17 protein-coding genes and 1 pseudogene are annotated in these 23,493 nt (G+C 46.4%); 5 read left to right on the top strand and 13 right to left on the bottom strand.

What is annotated here, in order from left to right:
• Positions 1 to 64: 64 nt before the first annotated feature.
• Positions 65 to 1,402: a PFL family protein gene (locus NQZ91_05760; protein ID UUM56915.1), complete on the bottom strand. Its 1,338-nt coding sequence runs from the start codon at positions 1,400 to 1,402 to the stop codon at positions 65 to 67.
• An 11-nt stretch (positions 1,403 to 1,413) separates the two neighbouring features.
• Positions 1,414 to 1,680: an ACT domain-containing protein gene (locus tag NQZ91_05765; GenBank protein ID UUM56916.1), complete on the bottom strand. Its 267-nt coding sequence runs from the start codon at positions 1,678 to 1,680 to the stop codon at positions 1,414 to 1,416.
• Between the two features lie 414 nt (positions 1,681 to 2,094).
• Between NQZ91_05765 and NQZ91_05770 the strand changes: the two genes are divergently transcribed.
• The 3 genes from NQZ91_05770 to NQZ91_05780 all read left to right on the top strand — a co-directional run bounded on the left by NQZ91_05770 (position 2,095) and on the right by NQZ91_05780 (position 7,010).
• Positions 2,095 to 3,852 carry an ABC transporter transmembrane domain-containing protein gene (locus NQZ91_05770; GenBank protein UUM56917.1) on the top strand — a complete coding sequence of 586 codons (1,758 nt, stop codon included), beginning with the start codon at positions 2,095 to 2,097 and terminating at the stop codon, positions 3,850 to 3,852.
• A complete protein-coding gene (locus NQZ91_05775; protein UUM56918.1) occupies positions 3,842 to 5,587 on the top strand; it encodes an ABC transporter ATP-binding protein/permease in 1,746 nt (581 codons plus the stop codon). Before NQZ91_05770 ends, NQZ91_05775 begins: the two co-directional genes overlap by 11 nt.
• 166 nt (positions 5,588 to 5,753) lie before the next feature.
• Positions 5,754 to 7,010 (top strand): ISL3 family transposase, encoded by a 1,257-nt coding sequence (locus NQZ91_05780; GenBank protein UUM56919.1) that lies wholly within the window; start codon positions 5,754 to 5,756, stop codon positions 7,008 to 7,010.
• Positions 7,011 to 7,148: 138 nt separating this feature from the next.
• Here NQZ91_05780 and fni read toward each other — a convergent pair whose 3' ends face one another.
• From fni to NQZ91_05805, 5 genes are all read right to left on the bottom strand, one after another.
• Positions 7,149 to 8,243 carry a type 2 isopentenyl-diphosphate Delta-isomerase gene (fni, locus tag NQZ91_05785; GenBank protein UUM56920.1) on the bottom strand — a complete coding sequence of 365 codons (1,095 nt, stop codon included), beginning with the start codon at positions 8,241 to 8,243 and terminating at the stop codon, positions 7,149 to 7,151.
• Positions 8,244 to 8,252: 9 nt separating this feature from the next.
• Positions 8,253 to 9,332, bottom strand: a complete 1,080-nt coding sequence (locus NQZ91_05790) for a phosphomevalonate kinase (GenBank protein ID UUM56921.1) — start codon at positions 9,330 to 9,332, stop codon at positions 8,253 to 8,255.
• 1 nt (position 9,333) lies between these two features.
• Positions 9,334 to 10,359 carry a diphosphomevalonate decarboxylase gene (mvaD, locus tag NQZ91_05795; GenBank protein UUM56922.1) on the bottom strand — a complete coding sequence of 342 codons (1,026 nt, stop codon included), beginning with the start codon at positions 10,357 to 10,359 and terminating at the stop codon, positions 9,334 to 9,336.
• Position 10,360: 1 nt separating this feature from the next.
• A complete protein-coding gene (gene mvk / locus NQZ91_05800; protein UUM56923.1) occupies positions 10,361 to 11,287 on the bottom strand; it encodes a mevalonate kinase in 927 nt (308 codons plus the stop codon).
• 166 nt (positions 11,288 to 11,453) lie between these two features.
• A complete protein-coding gene (locus NQZ91_05805) occupies positions 11,454 to 11,660 on the bottom strand; it encodes a helix-turn-helix transcriptional regulator (GenBank protein UUM56924.1) in 207 nt (68 codons plus the stop codon).
• A 102-nt stretch (positions 11,661 to 11,762) separates the two neighbouring features.
• Here NQZ91_05805 and NQZ91_05810 point away from each other — a divergent pair, with 102 nt between their 5' ends.
• Positions 11,763 to 12,272, top strand: coding sequence for a hypothetical protein (locus NQZ91_05810; GenBank protein ID UUM56925.1), 510 nt, complete (start codon positions 11,763 to 11,765; stop codon positions 12,270 to 12,272).
• A 289-nt stretch (positions 12,273 to 12,561) separates the two neighbouring features.
• On the opposite strand, the gene NQZ91_05815 is transcribed toward NQZ91_05810, so the two are convergent.
• From NQZ91_05815 to NQZ91_05835, 5 genes and pseudogenes are all read right to left on the bottom strand, one after another.
• Positions 12,562 to 13,821: an MATE family efflux transporter gene (locus NQZ91_05815; protein ID UUM56926.1), complete on the bottom strand. Its 1,260-nt coding sequence runs from the start codon at positions 13,819 to 13,821 to the stop codon at positions 12,562 to 12,564.
• A 308-nt stretch (positions 13,822 to 14,129) separates the two neighbouring features.
• Entirely contained in the window at positions 14,130 to 15,614 is a 1,485-nt protein-coding gene (gene thrC, locus NQZ91_05820) for a threonine synthase (protein ID UUM56927.1), read from the bottom strand.
• Positions 15,615 to 15,946: 332 nt separating this feature from the next.
• Positions 15,947 to 16,312 carry a PH domain-containing protein gene (locus tag NQZ91_05825; protein ID UUM56928.1) on the bottom strand — a complete coding sequence of 122 codons (366 nt, stop codon included), beginning with the start codon at positions 16,310 to 16,312 and terminating at the stop codon, positions 15,947 to 15,949.
• Positions 16,313 to 16,724: 412 nt separating this feature from the next.
• Complete coding sequence (adhE, locus tag NQZ91_05830) at positions 16,725 to 19,376, bottom strand: bifunctional acetaldehyde-CoA/alcohol dehydrogenase (GenBank protein ID UUM56929.1); 2,652 nt, start codon at positions 19,374 to 19,376, stop codon at positions 16,725 to 16,727.
• 251 nt (positions 19,377 to 19,627) lie between these two features.
• A pseudogene (locus tag NQZ91_05835) lies at positions 19,628 to 20,086 on the bottom strand (thiamine pyrophosphate-dependent enzyme).
• A 286-nt stretch (positions 20,087 to 20,372) separates the two neighbouring features.
• Between NQZ91_05835 and NQZ91_05840 the strand changes: the two are divergent.
• Complete coding sequence (locus NQZ91_05840) at positions 20,373 to 20,864, top strand: phosphatidylglycerophosphatase A (protein ID UUM56930.1); 492 nt, start codon at positions 20,373 to 20,375, stop codon at positions 20,862 to 20,864.
• 44 nt (positions 20,865 to 20,908) lie between these two features.
• Here the strand turns inward: NQZ91_05840 and NQZ91_05845 are convergent, their stop codons facing one another.
• Positions 20,909 to 23,368, bottom strand: coding sequence for a YhgE/Pip domain-containing protein (locus NQZ91_05845; GenBank protein ID UUM56931.1), 2,460 nt, complete (start codon positions 23,366 to 23,368; stop codon positions 20,909 to 20,911).
• Positions 23,369 to 23,493: the final 125 nt, after the last annotated feature.

Below are 23,493 nucleotides of genomic sequence, written 5' to 3' on the forward strand. Positions count from 1 at the left end.
CTTGTCATTTCTTACTATATAGTATAACAAAAAACCGACTGCTTGTGGCAATCGGTCTACGTTTTTAGTTCTTAAAGCTATGAATCGGTGCTGGAATCTGTCCACCACGGTTGATAAAGTCCACAGAAGAAGCCTGATTGACCTTCATGACAGGAGCCGTTCCAAGTAGTCCACCAAATTCGATCATGTCCCCTTCTTTTCCAAGCGGAATAATACGGACCGCAGTCGTTTTCTGATTGATAACCCCAATAACCGCTTCATCCGCAATCATAGCCGCAATGGTCTCAGCTGGCGTTGTTTCTGGAATAGCAATCATGTCCAAACCAACAGAACAGATAGCCGTCATAGCTTCCAATTTTTCAAGGTTAAGGGAGCCATTTTGCACCGCCGCAATCATGCCCTCGTCCTCAGACACAGGGATAAAGGCACCTGACAAGCCGCCAACTTGGTTGCAGGCCATTACCCCACCCTTTTTCACTGCATCATTGAGCAGAGCAAGGGCAGCAGTCGTTCCGTGCGTACCAACGGTTTCTAAGCCCATTTCCTCCAAAACTCGTGCTACTGAATCGCCAACGGCCGGAGTCGGAGCAAGGGACAGGTCCACGATACCGAACTTGACACCCAGGCGTTCACTGGCCATATTTCCGACCAACTGACCGATACGGGTAATCTTGAAGGCCGTCTTCTTGACGGTCTCCGCCACCACATCAAAGCTCTCACCACGCACTTTTTCAAGGGCACGCTTGACCACACCAGGACCAGACACGCCGACGTTGATGACCACATCCGCCTCGCCGACACCATGGAAGGCACCCGCCATGAAAGGATTATCCTCAACCGCATTGGCAAAAACTACCAGCTTGGCCGCCCCCATATCAGAAGCCTCCGCCGTCTCCTTGATGATCCGTCCCATGTCCCGCACAGCCGTCATATTGATACCCGTCTTGGTCGAGCCAATGTTGACCGACGAGCAGACTTTGTTTGTTTGGGCCAATGCCTGCGGTATAGAGTTGATAAGGATTTCATCACCTTTTTGATAGCCTTTTTGCACCAAAGCTGAAAATCCACCAATAAAGTCAATACCAATCTCATGGGCAGCCTTATCCAAGGCACGAGCCAAAGGCAGATAATCCGTCGCATCTGTCGCCGCACCAATCAGGGAAATCGGCGTCACAGACACGCGCTTGTTGACAATCGGAATCCCCAACTCAGCCGCAATCTCATCACCAACAGCCACCAAGTTCTTGGCCTTGGTCGTAATTTTTGTATAAATCTTCTCAGCAGCCTTGTCGATATCCGAGTCAATACAGTCCAAGAGGGAAATCCCCATGGTGATGGTCCGAATATCGAAATTCTGCTCCTCAATCATCTCAATGGTTTCTCTAACCTGTCTAATATCCATGAAATCTCTCCTTACAAGTTGTGCATAGCATCAAAAATGGCCGCACTTTGAATATTGATTTTCACGTTCAAATTTTGACCAAAGGCATCCAACTCCGAACGCAACTGAGTGAAATCTTTCTTCTCATCTGATGATACCACCGCCATCATGGTAAAATACTCATCCAAAACGGTCTGTGAAATGTCATCGATATTGAGCCCCAAGGCCGCAAGTTTGCTTGCAACACCTGCCACGATACCTGTCTTATCTTTTCCTACAACAGTAACAATTGCTTTCATGTTTCTACCTCATAAAATTTTCTCCTATTTTACCACAAATAAGAGGAAAACGGAATTGCTAGGACATATTGACCTCGAAATGTTCGCCTCTCCAGTTTATCTGAAAGACAAGGACAATCTCAAAAAACAGTCCTCATGGCTACTTACTTTCCTTTTTCTGAATAGTATGTTACACTGGAATGTACATTTATAACCTGTATGACTCCACAGTCTGGGGAGAGACTGTTGGAAGTTGGAGAGGGAGCGAACAGAGTCCGTATCATTCGTTATGACCGGTTCGGAGCCTATAACGCAAATAAACGGAGTTTGCTACGCTACCTCAATCTCTAACTAAAAAACAGGAACTATCTGTTGGAGTCTTAGAAAGGATATCCAACCTTTATTTTGCCCAAATTCTATGAAATAAAAGAAAGGATGATTATGAAAATTGTCAAACAACTCTGGTGGTTTTTTAAGCTAGAGAAAAAGCGCTACCTCCTTGGCATTATCTCTCTGTGTCTGGTCAGTCTCCTCAACCTGCTGCCGGCCTATATTATGGGAGAAATCATTGACAAAATCGACAGCCGTGCACTGACAGGACAGGGACTCCTCTTGGGCGTTCTGGGGCTTATCCTATCTGGCTTTGGCATGTACGCCCTCCGCTATGTCTGGCGAATGAATATCCTGGCCACCTCTTTTCGTCTAGGAAAAATTATGCGGGCTCGCCTCTTTGAGCATTTTATGAATATGTCGCCCTCATTTTTCCAAAATCACAGGACCGGTGACCTCATGGCCCATGCCACCAATGATATCAATGCCTTGACCCGTCTCGCAGGAGGCGGTGTTATGTCCTTCGTCGATGCGACCGTGACCGCTGTGGTGACCCTGGTAACCATGAGTTTTCTGATTTCTTGGCAAATGACCCTGGTAGCTATCCTGCCCCTGCCCTTCATGGCTATGACGACCAGCTATCTGGGCCGCCGCACTCATGAAAATTTCAAGGCCTCTCAAGCTGCCTTTTCAGAGCTGAACAATAAGGTCCAGGAATCTGTGTCTGGTATCAAAGTCACCAAGTCCTTCGGCTACCAAGAGCAGGAAAGCAAGGCCTTTCAAGAGGTCAACCAGGCAGCCTACCTCCAAAACCTCAAGACCATGCGCTACGATTCCCTCTTCGACCCAGCTGTCCTCTTCTTTGTCGGACTCTCCTATGTTCTCACCTTGATTTTTGGCTCCCAATTCATCGCCCAAGGCCAGGTTACCTTAGGGCAATTGGTCACCTTTATGACTTACCTGGACCTGCTGGTCTGGCCCCTCATGGCTATCGGTTTCCTCTTTAATATTACCCAGCGTGGTGCTGTTTCCTACGACCGCATCCAGAGTTTACTGGATGTTCATTCTGATGTAAAAGAGGCCAGCAAGCCTCTGCCAGCACCAGAAAATGGACAAATCTCCTACAAGGTCGACCGCTTTTCTTACGATAAGGATTCTGAGCAGCCTACTTTAGAAGATATTCACTTCAGCATTGAAAAAGGTCAGACTATCGGCCTGGTTGGTCCAACAGGTTCTGGTAAGACCAGTCTCATCAAGCTCCTCCTACGGGAATATGATGTAGACCAGGGTGCTATTTCCCTAAACGGGCAGGACATCAAAAACTACCGCCTGGCAGACCTGCGTGCCCTTATGGGCTATGTTCCCCAGGACCAATTTCTCTTTGCGGCCAGTGTTGCGGACAATATCAGCTTTGGCGACCCTGATTTGGAATTGCAGCACATCAAAGAGGCGGCCAAAACTGTCCATGTCTATGCAGACATCGAAGACATGCCTGACGGCTTTGCGACTATGGTCGGTGAGAAAGGGATTTCCCTATCTGGTGGGCAGAAACAACGTCTAGCCATGGCCCGTGCCATGATTCTCAACCCTGACATCCTGATTTTGGATGATTCCCTATCAGCAGTTGATGCCAAGACAGAACATGCTATTATCGAAAATATCAAGAGCAGCCGTCTGGACAAGACCACTATCATCACAGCCCACCGGCTCTCAGCTGTAGTCCATGCTGACTTGATTTTGGTTATGGAAGACGGAAAAATCGCCGAGCGGGGTACCCACCAGGAACTCTTGGAAAATCAAGCCTGGTACTACGACACCTACATGATGCAACAACTGGAAATGGAGGAAGAAAATGCAAGCTAAATCAAAAGAAAAAGGCGTTTTCTGGCGCCTCCTATCCTATCTCAAACCCTACTCGCTCCTAACTGCTGCAGCCCTGACCTTTCTCTTGCTGACGACTGTTGTTCGCAGCATCATTCCCCTTCTAGCCTCCCACTTTATTGACAATTATATCGGACATATCTCCCAGTCTGGGACCATGATTCTGGCTGCCTATTTTGGGCTTTATCTGGTGCAGATGCTCTTTCAGTATCTAGGCAATATTTGGTTTGCCAAGGTTTCCTATAGCGTAGTCCGAGATATTCGTCGGGATGCCTTTGGCAAGGTCCAAACTCTAGGCATGGCCTATTTCGACCAAACACCGAGCGGTTCTATCGTGTCTCGCCTGACCAATGACACAGAAAGTATCTCAGAGATGTTCTCAGGAATCCTATCCAGCTTTATTTCAGCCCTCTTTGTCATCGTGGTTACTCTCTATACCATGTTTGCCCTGGACTGGAAATTGACCTCCATGCTGGTACTTTTCCTCCCCGTCATCTTCATCCTGGTTAATCTTTACCGCAAAAAATCCGCTCCTGTCGTCGCTAAGACACGCAGTCTCCTCAGCAACATCAACAGCAAGCTAGCAGAGTCTATCGAGGGCATCCGGATTATTCAGGCTTTTTCTCAGGAAAAACGTCTAACTGAGGAATTTGAGGATATCAACCAGGAACACCTGGCCTATGCTAGCAAGTCTATGGCCCTGGACAGTCTCTTCCTCCGTCCTGCCCTATCGCTGATTAAGATTTTGACCTATGCCCTGCTGATTAGCTACTTCGGCTTGGACTGGTCAGACGCTACTGTATCTGCTGGGATGATTTATGCCTTCATCCAATATGCTAACCGCCTCTTCGACCCGCTTTTGGAGGTCACCCAGCATTTCTCTACCCTGCAAACCTCCATGGTTTCGGCCGGCCGTGTCTTTACCCTTATGGACCAGACCATTGAGGAACCCCTGCAGGTTGACCAGGGAGCCCGTATCAGCCAGGGAGATATCGCTTTTGAGGACGTTTCCTTCTCCTACGACGGCAAACGGAAAATCCTTGACAAGGTTTCTTTTCAGGTCAAGAAAGGCCAGACTATCGCCTTTGTCGGCGCGACCGGTTCTGGAAAATCGTCTATTATCAACGTCTTCATGCGTTTTTACGAATTTGAATCCGGGCGGGTTCTGATTGACGGTCAGGATATCCGAACCTTCCCTGCCCAGGAATTGCGGTCAAATATCGGTCTGGTCTTGCAGGACCCCTTCCTCTATCACGGAACCATTGCCTCCAATATCCAGATGTACCAGGATATCAGTAGAGAGCAGGTCGAGGAGGCAGCCCGCTTTGTGGACGCTGCTCCCTTTATCGGAAAATTACCAGACGGCTATGACCATCTGGTTACCGAAAAAGGTTCCGCCTTCTCAACTGGACAACGTCAATTGCTGGCCTTTGCTCGCACCATGGCCAGCCAGCCAAAAATCCTGATTTTAGATGAGGCCACAGCCAATATTGACTCCGAAACTGAGCAAACTGTCCAGCATTCCCTGGAAAAAATGCGTCAAGGACGGACCACCATTGCCATCGCCCACCGCCTATCCACCATCCAAGATGCCGATTGCATCTATGTCTTGGACAAGGGCAAGATTATCGAGTCGGGCAACCACGAACAACTCTTGGCCATGGAAGGCACCTACCAACGCATGTACCAATTGCAAGCAGGCCAATTGGCAGAGTAAAGATTGTAAGAGGAGCACCTCAGCCAGGTGCTCCTCTTTCTATGACTCTATAATTTCTGTAGTGGGTAAATCCCCTATAGAGATTATGGAGCCTTTTTGAGTGTAGAAAAAAAGTCCCATATGACCTATAATGAAAAGCAACCACACTCACATTAGAAAGACTCATATGGAACAACTTTATCATACCACAAAACTAATTGGAATCAAAGACAAAAACATCAAAATTCTCTTCGTTTTAAAACATCAGACCCATCTGGAAATTCGGGCAAGGCTGGATTATGACAGCCCTAGCTGTCCTCATTGCCAAGGAAAGTGTATCAAGTACGACTTTCAAAAGTCGTCAAAGATTCCGATTTTGGATTGTCAGGGCTTTCCGACCCTCCTCTTGCTTAAGAAACGGCGGTTTCAATGCAAATCTTGCCAAAAAGTGACTGTAGCTGAGACAGCTCTAGTCAAGAAAAACTGTCAGATTTCCCAACCTATTCGGAAGAAAGTGACACAACTCCATACAGAAAACATGACCAATATAGCCATCGCTAAGAGATTACATATCTCCGTATCGGTCGTCCAGAGGAAACTGGCTCAGTTTCAATTTGAGCATGATTTTACGACATTACCAAAAGTCTTGAGCTGGGATGAATTTAGTCGGAACAAGGGAAAACTCGCCTTTATTGCTCAGAATTTTGAGACGAGATCGATTGTGACCATTCTTGACAACAACCGCCAAGTCACCATCAAGAACTATTTCTACAAGTATCCTAGGGAGGTCAGAGAGACTGTCAAGGTCGTGACGGTGGACATGTCGGGTAGCTATATTCCCATCATCAAACAACTATTTCCAAGAGCTAAAATTGTCCTTGATAGATTTCACATTATCCAACACCTGAGCCGTGCTATGATGACGACTAGAATTGATATTATGAAGACTTTCGATACGCGTTCCCTACCTTATCGATCCATGAAAAATCACTGGCGTATTCTCCAAAAAGATAGCCGTAAACTGTCTCTGAATCGCTTCTTTTCCCGCACTTTCGGGCAAACAGTAACACCGAGAGAGGTTATCCAGAAGACATTGAATTTCTCTGTGGAACTGAAATTCTATTACGAACTCTATCAGATCCTTCTCTTCCATTTCCAAGAGAAGAACTCGAAACATTTCTTCGAGCTTCTAGAGGACAATCTGAATCTTGTCAATTCAACCTTTAGGACTGTTTTTAAGACATTTCTAAAATATAAAACTTACATCACGAACGCCATGGAGCTTCCATATTCCAACGCTAAACTGGAAGCGACCAATAAACTCATCAAAGACATTAAGAGGCAAGCGTTTGGCTTTAGGAACTTTACGAACTTTAAAACCAAGATATATATTGCTTTAAACATCAAAAATGAGAGAACGAATTTCGTCCTCTCTAGGTGTTAGCTTTTCATCTACCCACTACAGTTGACAAAGAGCCCTTTCTATTCTATTATATTCCATAAAAATCAATCTAGCCTATCTCCCTCCGAGTCTTTCAGTCACCAAGGCTCTCGACAAGGATAAGATGATTTTCTAAGAGTATTATTTTTCTGCTGACCGTCTTGCATAGGCCGTCCAGTCAATACCACGTGCCTGACACCAATTCTGCACAGCCGGTGCTAGAATCAGGTCGGTCTTTCTCAAGTCTGCCACAGTTTTAGCACCCAGCATGGTCATGATTTCCGCAATCTGTGTCTGGTAGCGGTCGATAGCCTGCATGGCCTCTTCCAGGCGGTCTGCCTTGCCGTCTTTTACAAATTGCAGGAAGTGATTGGACATCCCGACCAGGTCAGCACCAAGGGCTAGGGCTTTGACAATATCTAGCGGATTTTTAATACCACCTGAGGCGATGACCTGAGGACGACGGTCAGCCGGCAGAGACATGACCTCCACCAGAGATACCACCGTCGATTGGCCCCAACCCTCCAGGTAGTCGTAATCATGAAAGGCCCGACGGGCATTCTCAATCTTGGCAAAATCCGTCCCACCAGTCCCCGAAATATCAACTGTCTGGACACCAACCGAGGCCAATTTTGCCACCGTTTCCCGGCTCATACCAAAGCCAACTTCCTTGGCAATGACAGGCACATCCAGCTCTCGCACCAGGATCTCGATATTCTTCAACCACATAGAGAAATCTCGGTCCCCCTCTGGCATAACAATCTCCTGAGGAGCATTGACATGAATCTGAATGGCATTGGCCTCCAGCAAATCTACAGCCCGCTTGGCATTGTCCACATCGTGGTGGGCACCTAAGTTAGCAAAAATGATTCCGTGAGGATTTTCTCGACGCATGACAGAAAAGGTCTCCGCCACAGAAGGATCCTTAATGGCCGCACTAACAGAGCCCGACGCCAGCGGAATCTTCCCAAAGCACCCCAAAATCCCCAGCATCTGATTGATTTTCCCAGTCTTTTCACTTCCGCCAGTCATGGCATTGATGAAAAATGGGTGGGCAAAATCCAAACTAGCCACACTGGTTGCAAGGGACACATCCTCCAGCTTAAGCTCTGGCAAAGAATGGTGCACAAAACGAGTCTGGGCAAAGTCCGACGCCGACTGACTACTATACTGCTGGTTGGCCAGCCCCACATGCTGGTCCTTACGATCCAAGCCAAATTGTCCAAAATAATACATAAAATCTCCTTATTCACGCATGGCGATGTTTAGTTGGAGTGGAAGAATCCCGGCTTGTCGCCAAGCCATCTCAATGATCTCTTTTTGTTCCCTACTGTCTACCAGGCAGATGCCGCAGTCACCTCCACCTGCACCTGAGGATTTGGCCACCGCCCCATAAGTCTGGGCCAGATTAGCCAGTTGACTCAGTATAGGCGTCTCGATGACCAGGCCCATATCAGCTGAAAAATCCTGCAGGAGCCTGCGATTTTCTGCCACAGCCTGCTTGACCGCTGCCACTTGTCCTGTCTGACAGGCCAGGATAAACTGCTCCACACAGGCCTTTGAGTCGGCCAGAAACTGGCTATGGATACGATCCCTCTGCTCCTGGCTTTTCTGACTTTCCAGCTGCTGGACCAAACTGTCTGTCGAGGCCGCCGACCCCGTCCAACCAACCAGGAGTTGCAGGGGAGCGGGTAGCTGGATAGATTCAATCTTCAGGCCCAGCCAATCAGAGACTAACAAGTCCTCCAAGGACTGCTCTGCCATTGCCTGCAAAAGCCAAGCCCGGTCCAAAGAATGGTAGGCTACAAGTCCCCCAAAGCTAGAAGCTGCCAGGTCACCAAAGGAACCTGTCATGCCCAGCTGGGTCTGAGCCAGGGCAGCCAACTTGTAAACCAAGAGGGGCTCAGCTGACTGTTCGTAATAGACCAAAACCGCCTTGACCGTCGCCACCGTAACCGCACCTGAAGAACCCAGTCCGTACTTGGTACCTGATACCTGGTCGTCCAGGTCTGACTGGATGTCTAGGGCATAAGCTCCTTGACAGGCCAAGCCCTTGGTCCGCAGATAAACCTCGGTCACCTGCATGGCCATCGTAATCAGTGGATAGGGATTTTCCCCATGGGTAACAATAGTCGCTCCCTGACGGCTCCAAGGCAGATAGAGGTCTGCCTGCTGGATAGAATGAATACTGGCCTGGTCTGACGTTTGAACGGTCACGGTCAGATACTGGTCCACTGCCGCAATGACAGCTGGCTGACCAGCCTCGACCACCGCATATTCCCCTGCCAGAAAGAGCTTGCCTGGTGCTTGTACTTGTACCTGCATCCTAAGACCTCTCTTCAAATGCCTGCTGGGAGCCTTGCCAGTCCTCTTCTGTCAAAACATAGGCCGCAGGACCTGGTAGGCTAGTAATGATTTTTTCTTTGGGGAGGTACTGAGATAGGGCATCGACCAGCTCTGCCATTTGACTGGCTCTGCAAAGAACCTTGACATTTGGTCCCGCATCCATGGTCATGTAGGCTGATAGGCCGCTTTCCTCACGGACCTGACGAACAGCCTCCTGGGCCAGCAAACTATCTGCCGACCAATAGGTAAACGGCGGATTGGCAGACAGGGTGGTCGCATGCATCTTCATGCCATTATGCTCGGAAATCTGACCGACCTGTTCAAAATCCCGGTCCACAATAGCCTGCTTAATAGCCTGCAAATCTTCCTGGGCGGTGTCCACCCAGGCCTGGTAAAAGGGGGACGTTGCGACCGTATGGTCCATGCCTTCACGGCTGGCAATCTTTTTCTGACCTGTATTGACCGCAAGAACAATCATGCCAATATCCCAGTCCGCATCATCGATGGGATGGGCCATAGAATCTGCCGAACCTGTCCCCATATCCCACTCGACAAAACCTCCGAAAAGGCTACGGGTGCTGGAGCCTGAACCACGACGGGCAAGGGTTGACAATTCCTCTCGACTCAAATTCAGACCTAGAGCTGTCGCGGTAGCCAAGGTCAGGGCCGCAAAGGCTGAGGCCGAGCTGGCTAATCCTGCCGCAGTCGGAACAAAATTGAGACTTTCCACTCGGGCAAAAGTCCTCTCACCTATATATTCGCAAAATAAATCCAAAAATCGCGAAATTTTTAAAATTTCTTTTGAATCTTGCAAGATTCCATTTAAATAAAACTCATCAGCCGTCAAATCGCTGTCAAAAATCACCTTGGTATCTGTGTAAAAGGCATCCAGGGTCAGTGACAGGCTGGAGTTCATGGGCAAGAAGAGTTGCTTGTCTCGCTTACCCCAGTATTTGATCAGGGCGATATTGGTATGGGCACGGGCAATGCCGATTTTCTGGCTCATCTTATTCTCCTAAGTATTGGATCCAGGTTTGCTTGGCGCCTGCTTGGGCGAGGATGCGGGCCAATTCCTGGGCTTTTTGTTCTGTTTTTACAAGGGCAATCATACAGCCGCCACGTCCACCTCCGGTCAGCTTGGCTCCTAGAGCTCCATGGGTCTGGGCTAGGCTGACCAGTTTATCTAGGCTGGGGTCTGACACGCCTAATTTTTGTAAGAGGACATGGGCTCGACTCATCTTTTGACCTAGAAGCTCTGCCTGATCATGGGCTAAATCCTCTCGAGCAGCCTGGGTTAAAGAACCTAGTTCTTCCACTAGCTGAACGGCCTTTGGCTCATTTTCCAAAAGAGTCGCAACATCAAGGATAGCCTCAAGGGTATTTCCGGTGACGCCGGTGTCAGCCACGACCAAATAGGCCTGGAGGTTGAGGGTCAAAGGTTGGATGGGCTGGTTTTTGACGAAATAAATGGGGGACTTGCCGCTAGTCGTCGCTGCATCTATGCCTGAGGGGTTGCCGTGGGCAATCTTTTCCGAGGACTGGACGATGTCCCAGAGCTCGCTGTCGGTCAGCTCCTTTTGGTAGTAGGCAAAGAGGGCGCGTGCCACCGCTACTGCCACTGCGGCACTGGAGCCCATGCCCCGCTCTGCTGGTATAGTGGAACTAATCTGGATATGAATGGCCGGGTCGGTCGGTGCTCCGATGCGGTAGAGGGAAAAGCGAATGGCGTGCTTAAGACTCTCCCAAATCTTGGGCATCTTGTGGACAAATCCCTGATAAAAATCACAGGTCACGGATAGAGCAGTCCCTTGGGCCGCAACGGTCGCAGTAATCTGGACAGCAGAAAAAGGCATGGCAATGGCCGGCTGACCGTACACCACCGCATGCTCTCCCATTAAAATAATCTTTCCTGCCGAAGCTCCTACTGCTGTCATATCTGTCTCCTTGTCAATCAGCTCTATTATACCACTTTTTTAAATCAATAGAAAATGTGAAAACAGCCGACCATCGCCGACTGTTTTCTAGGAGACTATATAGATAAATTATTTTTTCAATAAAGACATCTGTCTAAAAATTGCAACATATACAGATTGTACACCCTTAATCTTCTATAAATTCAACAATATCATTCGGGGTACACTCTAGAATCCTACATAATTTTTCTAACGTTAATAATGTAATATTTTTATTTTTCTTAAGACCATCTAATGTTTTATTATCAATACCTTCCTTTAGGAGACGGTATTGAGAGATATCTTTTTCACGCATAGTGGCCCACAATGGTGCAAAACTGATAATCGTAACCATCTCCTTTCTGTTACAATTATATGTTTAATGCCCACATTTTAATATTGTGTTTATATCCACAATATGCTATAATATAGAAAATATAAAAATTAGGAGTTCCTTATGAAAAGAACCATCACATTATTAAGCGCAGTTGCCTTAACCGGACTTTTACTCACAGCATGTTCCAGTAATGAAGCAACAAAGACATCTAGTGCTCCTGAAGTGACTGAAACTAGTTCATCTAGTACTGAACAAACAAACTTTAAAATCGGTGATACCTTAGCATTCGATGGCGAAGCGAACATTACCATTACGGGAGTTTCATATACAGATGAGCGGAATGAATTTGCAGAAGTAGATCCTCTGAAAGTTATTGTAGTCTCATATAACGTAGAAAATCTTTCTGATAAAGACTATGTAATTGGTAGTGAAATTTCCCTCTATGTAAACGGTAAAAAGATGGAATCTTATCCAGTTGCAACAACACTTGACACTATTTCTGCTGGTCGAACATTTGAAGGTGCCTCACAGGCATTCGCGATTACCGAAGAGGGAGAATATGAACTAGAAGTCGTTCCGTCACTCAGCTTCACTGCCAAACCTGCTATCGTTCCATTTACTATTGAATAATAACTCTCTAGCCAGCGCCTAAGACGCTGGTTTTTACTTTATTTAACACTCGCTACTTGCTCCTCAAAGCAACCTTAGCATTGTTTACTGTTATTAAGGAAACATCATATCCTTCCATACAATGTCGTATTTACTTAGATTTTATTCCTAATTCGCTGAGCAATTTATTTATTCTTGAACACAACAGGAAAACAGCCGACCATCGCCGACTGTTTTCTAGGAGATTATATGAAAAAGATTTCGCTATTTCTAGCTTGACTATAGTATACCCCTTCAAGCTTAAAGAAAGCTAAAGCCATTTTTTATAACAAATATACAAAAATCCAGCTCGAAAGGCATTGTCCAGGATAGTCGCAATCCAAATGGCATCCAAACCTAGCTTGAAAACCTTGACCAAGATTAGGGCGCCAAGTATCCGCACCAGCCACATGCCCAGACTAGTGGCGAAAAATGGGAGCTTGGCATTGCCCAATCCCTGCCAAAGAGCCGTCAGAATCAGAGTAGCCGCCGTAACCGGCACACCGAACAGGGAATAAAACAAAACAGTCTGACTGGCTTTCCCCACTAGAATGTCTTCGGTATAGAGTCTAGTAAGCTGCGGGCCAAATAAATAGGCTAATCCAGCAACCAAAACCATACAGCCGACGGACAAGAACAAACCTGCTTGCAACAATCGAGCAACCTGTGTCTTATCCTTACGGTATCTAGCCGTCAAGATGACCAGGGCCGTCGCCACTCCCATGGCTGGCATGTAGTTAAACTGGGTCAGGGTTTCCCCGATAGCATTTCCCGCTAGAACAGCCGTCCCCAGACTGACAATGAGGCTGACCACCATGACATCCCCCGCCCGCATCATCAGCCTTTCTCCAGCAGCGGGGAGGGCAAGTCTGACTAAATCCTTATCCATGGACCAGGTCCATTCTGCCAAGGGAACTGGCAACTGCGACCAAAGGAGCAGGCAACCTATGAGACGAGATAGAACTGTTCCGACAGCAATTCCAGCCACGCCAGCATGGAGCACAAAAACGGCGAAAGCGGAGAGCAGGATGTTGAGGAGATTGCTCAAGAGGCTGACATACATGGGGAGGGCAGGCCTACCAAGAGACCTGAGAATGGCGCTGAGGCTGGTCATAAGACCTAGAAAAACGACAGCACCGCCGACTAGGGTAAAATAGAGACCGCCCGTTTCTACGACCGCTGCCTCTGCTCCCAATAGAGCCAGCAAGCTAGGGCCTGCCAAAATAGCGACTAAACCCAAAATGCCGCTGACAAGTAGGGTCAATTTGAGACTTTCCGTCATCCTGGTTCCGACCACTTGCTCACCTTGGTTGCTGGATTGGGCCAGACGTGCAGAAACAGCAGCAGCCAGGGCGATGAAAAGGGCCTGGTAAATAGCCAGAATATTGTTGGCGACGGAAACACCTGACAGGGCAACCATCCCCAGACCTGCCACCAGGTAGGAATCTACCATTCCCATCATCATCTGCAGGACATTTTCTCCCATGGCAGGTAGGGCAATAGAGATTATTTCTTTATAAATTTTTTTCATAAGGCATAGAAAAAGGGAGTGGACAAGAACTCGACAAAGCTAAGAAGAGTTCGTCTGCCCACCCCCGCACAGCTCCAACGGTTTGGGGAACCTTTGGAGGTTGAAAATAGAGCGAACAAAGTTCGCATCATTCATTAGGTCTGATTCGGAGCGTAAAACGCGAACGAAATGAGGTTTGCTACGCAATCCTTATTTCCAACCTTTCATAGTTCCCCAAACTGTGAAAGCCAATCAACCACTGCGCTGAGATGTTGACATGAACTATAAAAATCGAGTCTAGGCTTTTGCCCACTCCTTGAATATTCCAATTATACTCCCAAATAACGCTCGACTTCGACCTGCATATCCGCTGCTGCAACGATTGTTGTGTGGCGGACAGGAGCTATTTCTAAGCCGTCCACCGCCGGTGGCAAGGCAACACCTGAAATTTCATGGAGTTTAGCCAGCGCCTCAAAGTCTGATAGACCTGTTTCCCCTGTCACAGACTGGACTGCCACAACTGGGAACTTGTAAGGACTAGCTGTAGAGGCGATAACTGTCGGTGTCTGGTCGCCTGTTTTCTCCACATACTTCTTATAGACAGCGGAGGCAACAGCCGTGTGTGGGTCCTCGATATAGTCTGACTCTTCATAAACACGCTTGATTTCCGTCGCAGCCTCCTCTTCCGTCGCAAAGGCGGCATCAAAGAGAGATAGGATAGACGCGTCAGCCCCTTGGATGTCATACTGGCCATCTGCCGCCAAACGATCCATAAGCTCAGCTGTTTTTGCTGCATCATTTCCAAAGAGATGGAAAATCAGGCGCTCCAAGTTAGACGACACCAGGATGTCCATGGACGGGCTAGTCGTCACGCGGAAGGTGCGTTTCTTGTCGTAAACGCCGGTCGTGAAGAAATCAGTCAGGACATTGTTGTCGTTGGACGCACAAATCAGTTTGTTAATCGGCAGGCCAATTCGCTGGGCATAGTAGGCAGCCAGGATGTTTCCGAAGTTACCAGTCGGTACAGTAAAGTTGACCTTGTCGCCAGCCGCAATCTCGCCAGTCTTGACCAGCTGAGCGTAGGCGTAGACATAGTAGACAATCTGTGGCACCAGACGGCCGATGTTCATAGAGTTGGCTGATGAAAATTGTAGCTTCTTAGCTGCTAATTTGGCACGGAGGGCCTCATCGTTGAACATATGTTTGACATTTGTCTGGGCATCATCAAAATTACCGTCAATAGCTACAACGTGAGTATTATCACCAGTCTGGGTCGTCATCTGCAGCTCTTGCACCTTGGAAACACCGTCACGTGGATAAAAGACCACAATACGGGTGCCAGGCACATCCGCAAAACCTGCCATGGCCGCCTTCCCAGTATCGCCAGAAGTCGCGGTCAGGATGACAATTTCATTTTCCAGACCATGCTTTTTGGCGGCTGTCGTCATCAGATAAGGCAGGATAGACAGAGCCATATCCTTAAAGGCAATGGTCGAACCACGGAAGAGCTCCAGGTTGTATTGGCCCTTTAGTTTTACCACTGGGGCAATGGCTGGCGTGTCAAACTTGCTGTCGTAGGCATTGGTGATACAGTAATCCAGCTCAGCTGCGGTAAAATCATCCAAGAAAGCCGACAAAATCAGCTTAGCCACTTCTTGGTAGGAAGCGTCCTTGAGCTGGTCAAAATTCAAGTCAACTGCTGGTGCAGAAAGCGGTGTAAAGAGACCACCGTCTGTCGCCAAGCCCTGCAAGATAGCCTGGCTGGCAGAAACACGGTTGTTAGCATCGCGGGTGGATTGGTAAACTAAAGTCATGGGCGAATATCCTCTAAAAATCTATTTCCCCTATTCTACCATAAATTGACAGAAAATTGGAAAGATTTGAGAAAAAACCGAACAGCGGTTCGGTTTTCAGGCTTTATTTGTCCTTCAACAAGGCCAAGCCTCCGAAGAAAGACCAGTTGAGGAGGGACAGATAGGCTAGCCCTCTCAAAAGTCGAAGGCTGCTAAGCGTGTCAAAATCGATACCGTCTTTAACAGCCAGCAGCCAGTCACCAGCAAATAAAAGATAAAGTTCCCCAAGACAAGCTACGGCAATTAAAATAAAACCAAGTTACTTCTTCATATCCTTCCCCTCCTATCCTGCCTTATAAAATGGCTTCCGCAATCAAGCGGTCAAAGCGTCTGATATCAATTCCTTTTTTCAGATTTATCTTGATATGACCTGCCCTAGTCCAGAGTTCAACTTCCGCATTGAAATCTAGGAATTTTCCTGCATTTTCCGTTGACCACATATTGATAGAACTGTAAGGGAGCGAGTACATCTCTACTTTTTTACCCGTTAGCCCCTGTGCATCACGGACAATCAAGCGACGATTGGTAAAAATAGCACTGTCTCGTATGGTTGCATAGGCAGCCTTGGGCTCCTCACCCGGCAATAAAATCTCAAAAACATCAGCTGGCACCGGACATTCACGGACAAAAGTCCAGGCTAAAGGGGTTAATTCTGCCATAGGAGGCCTCCTTGTTTTTATTTTAGTATATCATGATATAAATATTTTCTCAATAACCAAAAACACCAGCCTACCTTGTGTAAACTGGTGTTTGAGAAAGTTTTGGAGGCTGGTCCATTTGTTTATACAACGGTTGTTGAGGAACGATTTTCTAAACGAACCTAGATAGATTACCGAAACCGTTCTAGCCCTAAGTCTTTCTAGGCAGATAGACGAAGACTAAGCCTATTCAGTTTTGAAATCAGTTTTTCCTAAGAGAATCTAGGCGGCGGTTGAATTCAAGTTCACCTAGTCAACAACGAAGATATCCCAAATCATCAAGGAATGATTTTCTAAATGAGGCGAGGCAAAGCGACGCAGGCATAACTGGAGTTAAGCAAGGAGCTTTAACGACGAATCGTGACGAATATCATTACTTGAGACGTCCTGGACGTTCTTTGTAGCCATAGAAGGCATCTTCAATGATTTCCTGCATATGGTCAACCATAGCCAGACGTGGGTTGGCTGGTGTACATTGGTCTTCGTAGGCAAGAAGGGCCAATTCACGAGAGTGTGCTTTGAGTTCTTTCTCGTCAACACCTTGGTCTTTCAAGTTCATCTTGATACCCAAGCGTTCGCCGAGTTCATAGACTGCTTTCGCGTAAGATGCTACACCTTCTTCTGGTGTTGAAGCTGGAAGTCCGAGCATTTTCGCGATGTCTTGGTACTTCTCATCTGCACGGTAGTAGTTGTACTTAGGCCATGTAGCGGTCTTAGCTGGACGAGTACCGTTGTAGCGGATAACGTATGGAAGTAAGATAGCATTTGTACGACCGTGAACAGTGTGGAAACGTCCACCAAGTTTGTGGGCCATTGAGTGAGAAATACCGAGGAAGGCGTTGGCAAAGGCCATACCTGCCATTGTTGATGCGTTATGCATTTTCTCACGAGATTCCCAGTCTGCTTCTTTTACAGATTTTTCAAGGTTTTCAAAGACTAACTTGATGGCTTGAAGAGCCAAACCGTCTGTGTAATCATTGGCAACGGTTGACACGTATGCTTCTGTTGCGTGCGTCAAGACGTCCATACCTGTATCTGCTGCTACAAAGTCAGGCACACTCATAACGAATGCTGGGTCAACAATGGCAATGGTTGGTGTCAATGAGTAGTCAGCAAGTGGGTATTTACGGTTGTTTTTCTTATCAGAAATAACGGCAAATGGCGTAACTTCTGAACCGGTACCAGATGTGGTTGGGATACCAACATATTTTGCTTTTTCACCCAATTCTGGGAATTTGAAGGCACGTTTGCGGATGTCCATGAATTTTTGAACAAGGTCACGGAAGTCCACTTGTGGTTGCTCGTAGAAGAGCCACATGATTTTCGCAGCATCCATTACAGAACCACCACCGATAGCGATAATTGTATCTGGTTTGAAGGCTTTCATTGCTTCTGCACCGCGTTCAACTGTTGTGATATCTGGATCTGGTTCAATATCTGAGAAGACGGTGTACATCACCTTGTTTGAGCGAAGTTGCAATTGTTCAATTACACGTTGAACAAATCCAAGTTTCACAACGACTTCATCGGCTACGATCATGACTTTCTCAACATTTGCCATTACTTGCAAGTATTGAATAGAATCACGTTCAAAGTAAATTTTTGATGGAACTTTAAACCACTGCATGTTATTTCTCCGTCTTCCTACTTTCTTGATGTTGAGCAAGTTAAGGGCACTTACGTTGTCACTCACAGAGTTGCGTCCATAAGAACCACATCCCAAGGTAAGAGATGGAAGGAAGGCATTGTAAACATCACCAATACCACCGAAGGTTGATGGAGAGTTCCAGATAACACGAATAGCTTTTACACGCGTACCGAACTCTTTTGCCAAATCTGCATCCGCTGTGTGGATGGCTGCAGAGTGTCCAAGACCGTGAAATTCAACCATTTGACGTGCTGCTTCAAGACCTTCTTCACTGCCTTCTACTTTCAAGACCGCGATTACTGGTGACAATTTTTCACGTGTCAATGGCTCTTTTTCACCGATTTCAGCTACTTCTGCTGCCAAGATGTTAGTACCTTCTGGAACTTTGAAGCCAGCTTGTTCCGCAATCCAAGCAGCTGGTTTACCAACAATGTCAGCGTTCAATTTACCTTCTGCACAGTTTTTGCTGTTAGCCTTCACGCCAAAGCAGAATTCTTCCAGAAGGGCTTTTTCTTTTTTATTGACAAAGTAAGTGTGGTATGATTTAAATTCTGCCACGAATTCATCATAGATGTCTTTATCCACGATAACCGCTTGTTCAGAAGCACACACCATACCGTTGTCAAATGACTTAGACATGACGATATCATGAGCAGCTTGACGGATGTTTGCAGATTTTTCAACATAAGCAGGAACGTTACCCGCACCTACTCCAAGTGCTGGTTTGCCGCAAGAGTAAGCTGCACGCACCATAGCGTTACCACCTGTCGCAAGAATTGTTGCGATACCGTCGTGCTTCATCAACTCTGAAGTTGCTTCCATCGATGGTTTTGTAATCCATTGGATACAGTTTTCAGGTGCACCTGCTGCTACAGCTGCTTCATAGACAACGCGGGCTGCGTGTGCTGATGATTCTTGTGCAGATGGGTGGAAGGCAAAGACAATTGGGTTACGTGTTTTAAGAGCGATCAAGGATTTGAAGATGGCTGTTGAAGTTGGGTTGGTTGTTGGAGTAACCCCACAGATAACCCCCACTGGCTCTGCAATCAAGGTCAAACCAGTTACTTCGTCGTCTTCAATCACGCCAACAGTTTTCACACCGCGCATGTTGTTCACAACGTGTTCGCAGGCGAAGAGGTTTTTAGTCGCCTTGTCTTCAAATACACCGCGTCCTGTTTCTTCGTGGGCGTGCATTGCCAAGACACCGTGCTGGTCAAGAGCTGCTACAGATGCTTTTGCAACAATGTAGTCAACCTGCTCTTGATTGAGAAGACGAAATTCTTCCAGAGCCACAAGCCCTTTTTGTACAAGCTCATCAACGTGTGCACGAGCTTCTGCCAATTTTTCTTCTGGTGATACTACTTTTTTATCAGCCATGATATTCCTCCAAAAATTCCGTTAATCATTTTGTTAACTTTTTCACAATGTTATTGTACACTAAGTTTTTTGTTTTGTAAAGTCTTTTTGTTAAATTTTTCACAAGTTTTTAAAAAATTTTTGAAATAGTAAAGAAGGACAAATTATTTCTGGCTGGACATTTAATTGAGCAACAAAAAGAGCCAGGCAACTAAGCCAAGCTCTTCATCTAAAATCTTTCTTAATCGTGCTAAAAGCCGTCTTGTTCTTCTTTATTTTTTAACAGTGTGACTTTCCAAGCCTTCTTCTTCCAAGAAGATGCGGAATGGCACCAATTCTTCTGCTTCGTAGCGTTCTTTGAAGGCTGCGATTTCTTCTTCAGAAGCGAGAGCTGGGTCCAACTTCATGGCCTCTACTGGTATTGGACGTTCTTTGGTAATTTTGGCATCAATGACGACCGTTTTACCGTTTTTATTGTCCTCAACCGCCTTGCGCATGACTTCGTCCATTTCTTCAATCCGACGAACAGTGTAACCAACGGCACCTTGGGCTTCACCAATTTTGGCATAATCAACATCAATAAAGTCTGTACCGAAGAGGTGTTTGTTGGTGTCCTCGTATTTATTCTTAATATATCCGTACTCTGTATTAGCAAAGACAATATTGATAACCGGAAGGTCGTACTGAACATTGGTCACGACATCTGGATAGGACATGTTGAAGGCACCGTCAAAGAATTCGGCATTTTCCCAGAGGACGTTTACAAAGACCAAAAGGTGACGGTGACTGACGACAAGCAGAGTCTTACCGTTGGCAATAAAGACAGCAAAAATAAATTGACCATCACCGCCACAAACGGTACAATCAATCTTGGAAGGAAAATAATTCCCTAATGAATAAAGGAGGTAAAGTCTTTTAGTTTACTTTTAGTACTAGGCAGCGAGGTGTATGCATAACTGGGGTTAGGCAAACCGAGCTAACGAAGTAATAAAAGAAAAACTAAATGACGTTAATAAGATGAAAACACAAGCACTAACCCTACTAGACGAACGTGGCGTACCACTCGAGCGCATTGCCGAATTGGTCATGCACCTGCAAAACAAATACATTCCTGACTTGGAATTTGCGGAGTGTTTAGAAAATGTTCAGGCCGTCCTAGAAAAACGCGAGGTACAAAATGCTATCGTGACGGGGATTGAAATAGACAAATTGGCTGAACAGGGCTTGGTATCCCAACCCCTTCAATCCGTCCTCATGAATGACGAAGGACTCTACGGAATTGATGAAATCCTCGGTCTCTCCATCGTCAATCTCTACGGGACTATCGGTTTTACCAACTACGGCTTTCTGGACAAGTCCAAGCCCGGCATCATCTCTGAGCTCAATAGCAAAGACGGCCAGCATTGCCATACTTTTCTAGACGATATCGTTTGCGCAATTGCAGCCGCTGCTGCTAGTCGAATCGCACACAACGACCCCGATAAAAGTGCTATTACCAATCAAAATTAACTGAAAAACCAACTGTTCAACACATGGAGCAGTTGGTTTTCTAATTATTCATTATTCTGATTATAAATCAAGAGACCTAATCCCATGAAGCCTATTAAGAAGAGGCTCAGCATCCAAACTTGATGACTACTATTTCCAACCATAGAAATGGTTTGACGAAGACCTGAAACAGAATAGGTCATTGGAAGATAAGGCTGAATGACTTGGAAGAAGCGTGGGCTAAGTTCGATTGGATAGGTACCGGCGCTTGAACCCAGTTGCAATAACAAGATAATTAAACTTGCAAAGGAACCGAACCGGTTATTCCAGCCCACCAAGGCTGTAACGAGTGCCATAAAGGTCCATGAGGTCAAAAGGATTAATCCCAAGGTTGCCATTGGATGAGCCGGATCAATCCCAATTAACAGAAGAACTCCATATAAAATCAGTGCCGCTAGGCTGGCAATTGCACCATTCAATAAGAGTTTCCCTTTAGCCCAATCCCAACGATTTTTGTAGGAACGATTATCAATGTGTTTGACAAAAATTACATTCGCTGATAAGGCTGCAACCATTAGGGCAACAGACACCATGTAAGGAGCCATGCCGACTCCGTTGGTCTTCACATCATCTTGGTCACTGTGTTCCAAGGTGACTGGTTGAGAAACTGCTTGTGCATTTTTGTCTTCTACAGAGATGACTGATAGTTGTTGACTGGCTGAACTGAGTGAATTTGTTAAGGTCTCACTGCCGACAAGTAGGGTCGAAATCCCACTTGTCAAGGTTTGCCCGCCAGTAGCTAATTGATCCGCACCAGAAATTAATTGCTGACTACCAGAAGCCAGTTGTCCTGAACCGCTGACAAGTTGACTAGAGTTAGCAGCTAAGGTTGCCAATCCTGATGTTAACTGGCTACCTCCAGATTGAATACTACTGTTGTTAGCAACCAACTGAGCTCCACCCTCTGCTAGCTGGGCAACACCTGCTGTATATGCTGTCACCCCTGACATGAGTTGACTAGCTCCACTTGACAGTTGCGTTTGAAGTTGACTCACACCACTCGTCAAGGCTTGAGTTCCTGGTAGAACTTGCTGGTTCAAAGCTGTGTTGACCTGACTCAAGCCACTTGATAGGTTTTCAATGGCTGTTGTAGCACCTGGCAATGCTTGATTGGCAGCCATGTTGATCTGACCGACAGCTGATTGCAATTGACCTAATTGCGTTCCAAGACCAGAAAGACTTTGTAGACTAGATAAGGCTTGACTCAGTTGAGATAATTGACCCAAAATCGTTTGAGCTGCTGTCACTGTTGTAGAAGGAGAGTTTTGGAGGGCTCCAACCAATTCAGCTTGCTGATCAACTGTCAAGTTTTGATAGGTAGCTGTTGCTTGTAAGGCTGCAATGCTGGCTGTTTTATCCGCTTGCGCTGCTGTCAACAATCCTTGAGCTTGAGCACCCATCTCTGTCAAGAGATTAGATAGAGTAGTGGTATCTACTACAACTCCCCCGATACTTGATAGGCTATCATTTAATTGGTTGATGGCCGCTTGCAACTGAGGAAGTCCAGTCAATAAAGCCTGTATCTGACTAGACTGTTCAGCAGACAAACTAGTTGAACCAGCGAGTTGTTCCAAGCCTGCCTGCAATTGATTGGCCCCTGTTACCAATTGTTCAACCTGACTTGCTCCTGATTGTAATTGTCCCACACCAGCGATGAGCTGAGAGGAATTGGCATTTAATTGCTCTGCACCTGAAGCAAGACTAGCTACCCCATTTGTGTAGGTTGTTAAGCCACTGGAAAGTGTTTGACTGCCTGAAGCAGCCTGATTGACTCCATCTGTATAAGACACAACTCCAGTAGCCAATTGGTTTGCTCCTGTCACGAGTGCTTGACCAGAAGTCGTTAAAGTAGTCAGTCCATTTGAAAGTGTTTCACTACCTGATTCCAATTGACTAGCTCCATCTGTCAATTGTTGACTTCCATCTGCTGCCTCAACCATACCAGATTGAATCTCTCCCATGCTGTCAAAAACAGCCGAGGTGTATGTTTCAGTAATCGTCTCTGAAACAGACGCTTTCAATTTTTCCATGGCTGATTCGCCCATCTTAGAAGCGACAAAGCTGTGACCTTTAGAGGTTTGGTAAGAAATTGTTAGTGGTTCAGGCTGATCCGTCAAGAGACTGGAGGCTTTTTCCGATAAATCTTCTGGTAGGGTAATGACCATATAATAGTCCCCTTCTTCCAAGCCTTTTTCCGCATCTGTTTCTGATACAAAGTGGAAATCCAGGCTCTTGCTCTCTTTCATATTATCCACCATATCATCACCAATGGTGAGGGTTTTATCTTGAAAGCTCGCCGACTGGTCTTGATTGACAACTGCCACAGGCAACTGGTCTAGTCGGCCGTAAGGGTCCCACATAGAGGTTAGGAAACTAATGTTATATAAGGCTGGGACACAGGAAACACCGAGAATGGTGATCAAGGTCATTGGTTTTTTGAAAAAATTCTTTACTTTTTCCGACATAAGAACCTCCTTTAGACATCCTGTCCAAAAACTGATAAAATATATTATACAAGTATCATTTTCAAAATCAAGTAATATGAATCGTTTTTTGGACAATGTGTCTAAAAATGTATAAAAGGAGCAAA

Origin of the sequence: Streptococcus suis (assembly GCA_024583055.1) — a bacterium.
Classification (GTDB): Bacteria; Bacillota; Bacilli; order Lactobacillales; family Streptococcaceae; genus Streptococcus; species Streptococcus suis_V.

Excerpts from the sequence above, each read along its gene's own strand:
- NQZ91_05765 (UUM56916.1), bottom strand. The coding sequence starts at position 1,680 with ATGAAAGCAATTGTTACTGTTGTAGGAAAAGATAAGACAGGTATCGTG.
- NQZ91_05810 (UUM56925.1), top strand. The coding sequence starts at position 11,763 with ATGAAAAGAACCATCACATTATTAAGCGCAGTTGCCTTAACCGGACTT.
- NQZ91_05790 (UUM56921.1), bottom strand. The coding sequence starts at position 9,332 with ATGCAGGTACAAGTACAAGCACCAGGCAAGCTCTTTCTGGCAGGGGAA.
- NQZ91_05845 (UUM56931.1), bottom strand. The coding sequence starts at position 23,368 with ATGTCGGAAAAAGTAAAGAATTTTTTCAAAAAACCAATGACCTTGATC.
- NQZ91_05825 (UUM56928.1), bottom strand. The coding sequence starts at position 16,312 with ATGGCAGAATTAACCCCTTTAGCCTGGACTTTTGTCCGTGAATGTCCG.
- thrC (UUM56927.1), bottom strand. The coding sequence starts at position 15,614 with ATGACTTTAGTTTACCAATCCACCCGCGATGCTAACAACCGTGTTTCT.
- mvaD (UUM56922.1), bottom strand. The coding sequence starts at position 10,359 with ATGAGCCAGAAAATCGGCATTGCCCGTGCCCATACCAATATCGCCCTG.
- NQZ91_05815 (UUM56926.1), bottom strand. The coding sequence starts at position 13,821 with ATGAAAAAAATTTATAAAGAAATAATCTCTATTGCCCTACCTGCCATG.
- adhE (UUM56929.1), bottom strand. The coding sequence starts at position 19,376 with ATGGCTGATAAAAAAGTAGTATCACCAGAAGAAAAATTGGCAGAAGCT.
- NQZ91_05760 (UUM56915.1), bottom strand. The coding sequence starts at position 1,402 with ATGGATATTAGACAGGTTAGAGAAACCATTGAGATGATTGAGGAGCAG.
- NQZ91_05770 (UUM56917.1), top strand. The coding sequence starts at position 2,095 with ATGATTATGAAAATTGTCAAACAACTCTGGTGGTTTTTTAAGCTAGAG.
- NQZ91_05840 (UUM56930.1), top strand. The coding sequence starts at position 20,373 with ATGAAAACACAAGCACTAACCCTACTAGACGAACGTGGCGTACCACTC.
- NQZ91_05775 (UUM56918.1), top strand. The coding sequence starts at position 3,842 with ATGCAAGCTAAATCAAAAGAAAAAGGCGTTTTCTGGCGCCTCCTATCC.
- fni (UUM56920.1), bottom strand. The coding sequence starts at position 8,243 with ATGTATTATTTTGGACAATTTGGCTTGGATCGTAAGGACCAGCATGTG.
- mvk (UUM56923.1), bottom strand. The coding sequence starts at position 11,287 with ATGACAGCAGTAGGAGCTTCGGCAGGAAAGATTATTTTAATGGGAGAG.
- NQZ91_05805 (UUM56924.1), bottom strand. The coding sequence starts at position 11,660 with ATGGTTACGATTATCAGTTTTGCACCATTGTGGGCCACTATGCGTGAA.
- NQZ91_05780 (UUM56919.1), top strand. The coding sequence starts at position 5,754 with ATGGAACAACTTTATCATACCACAAAACTAATTGGAATCAAAGACAAA.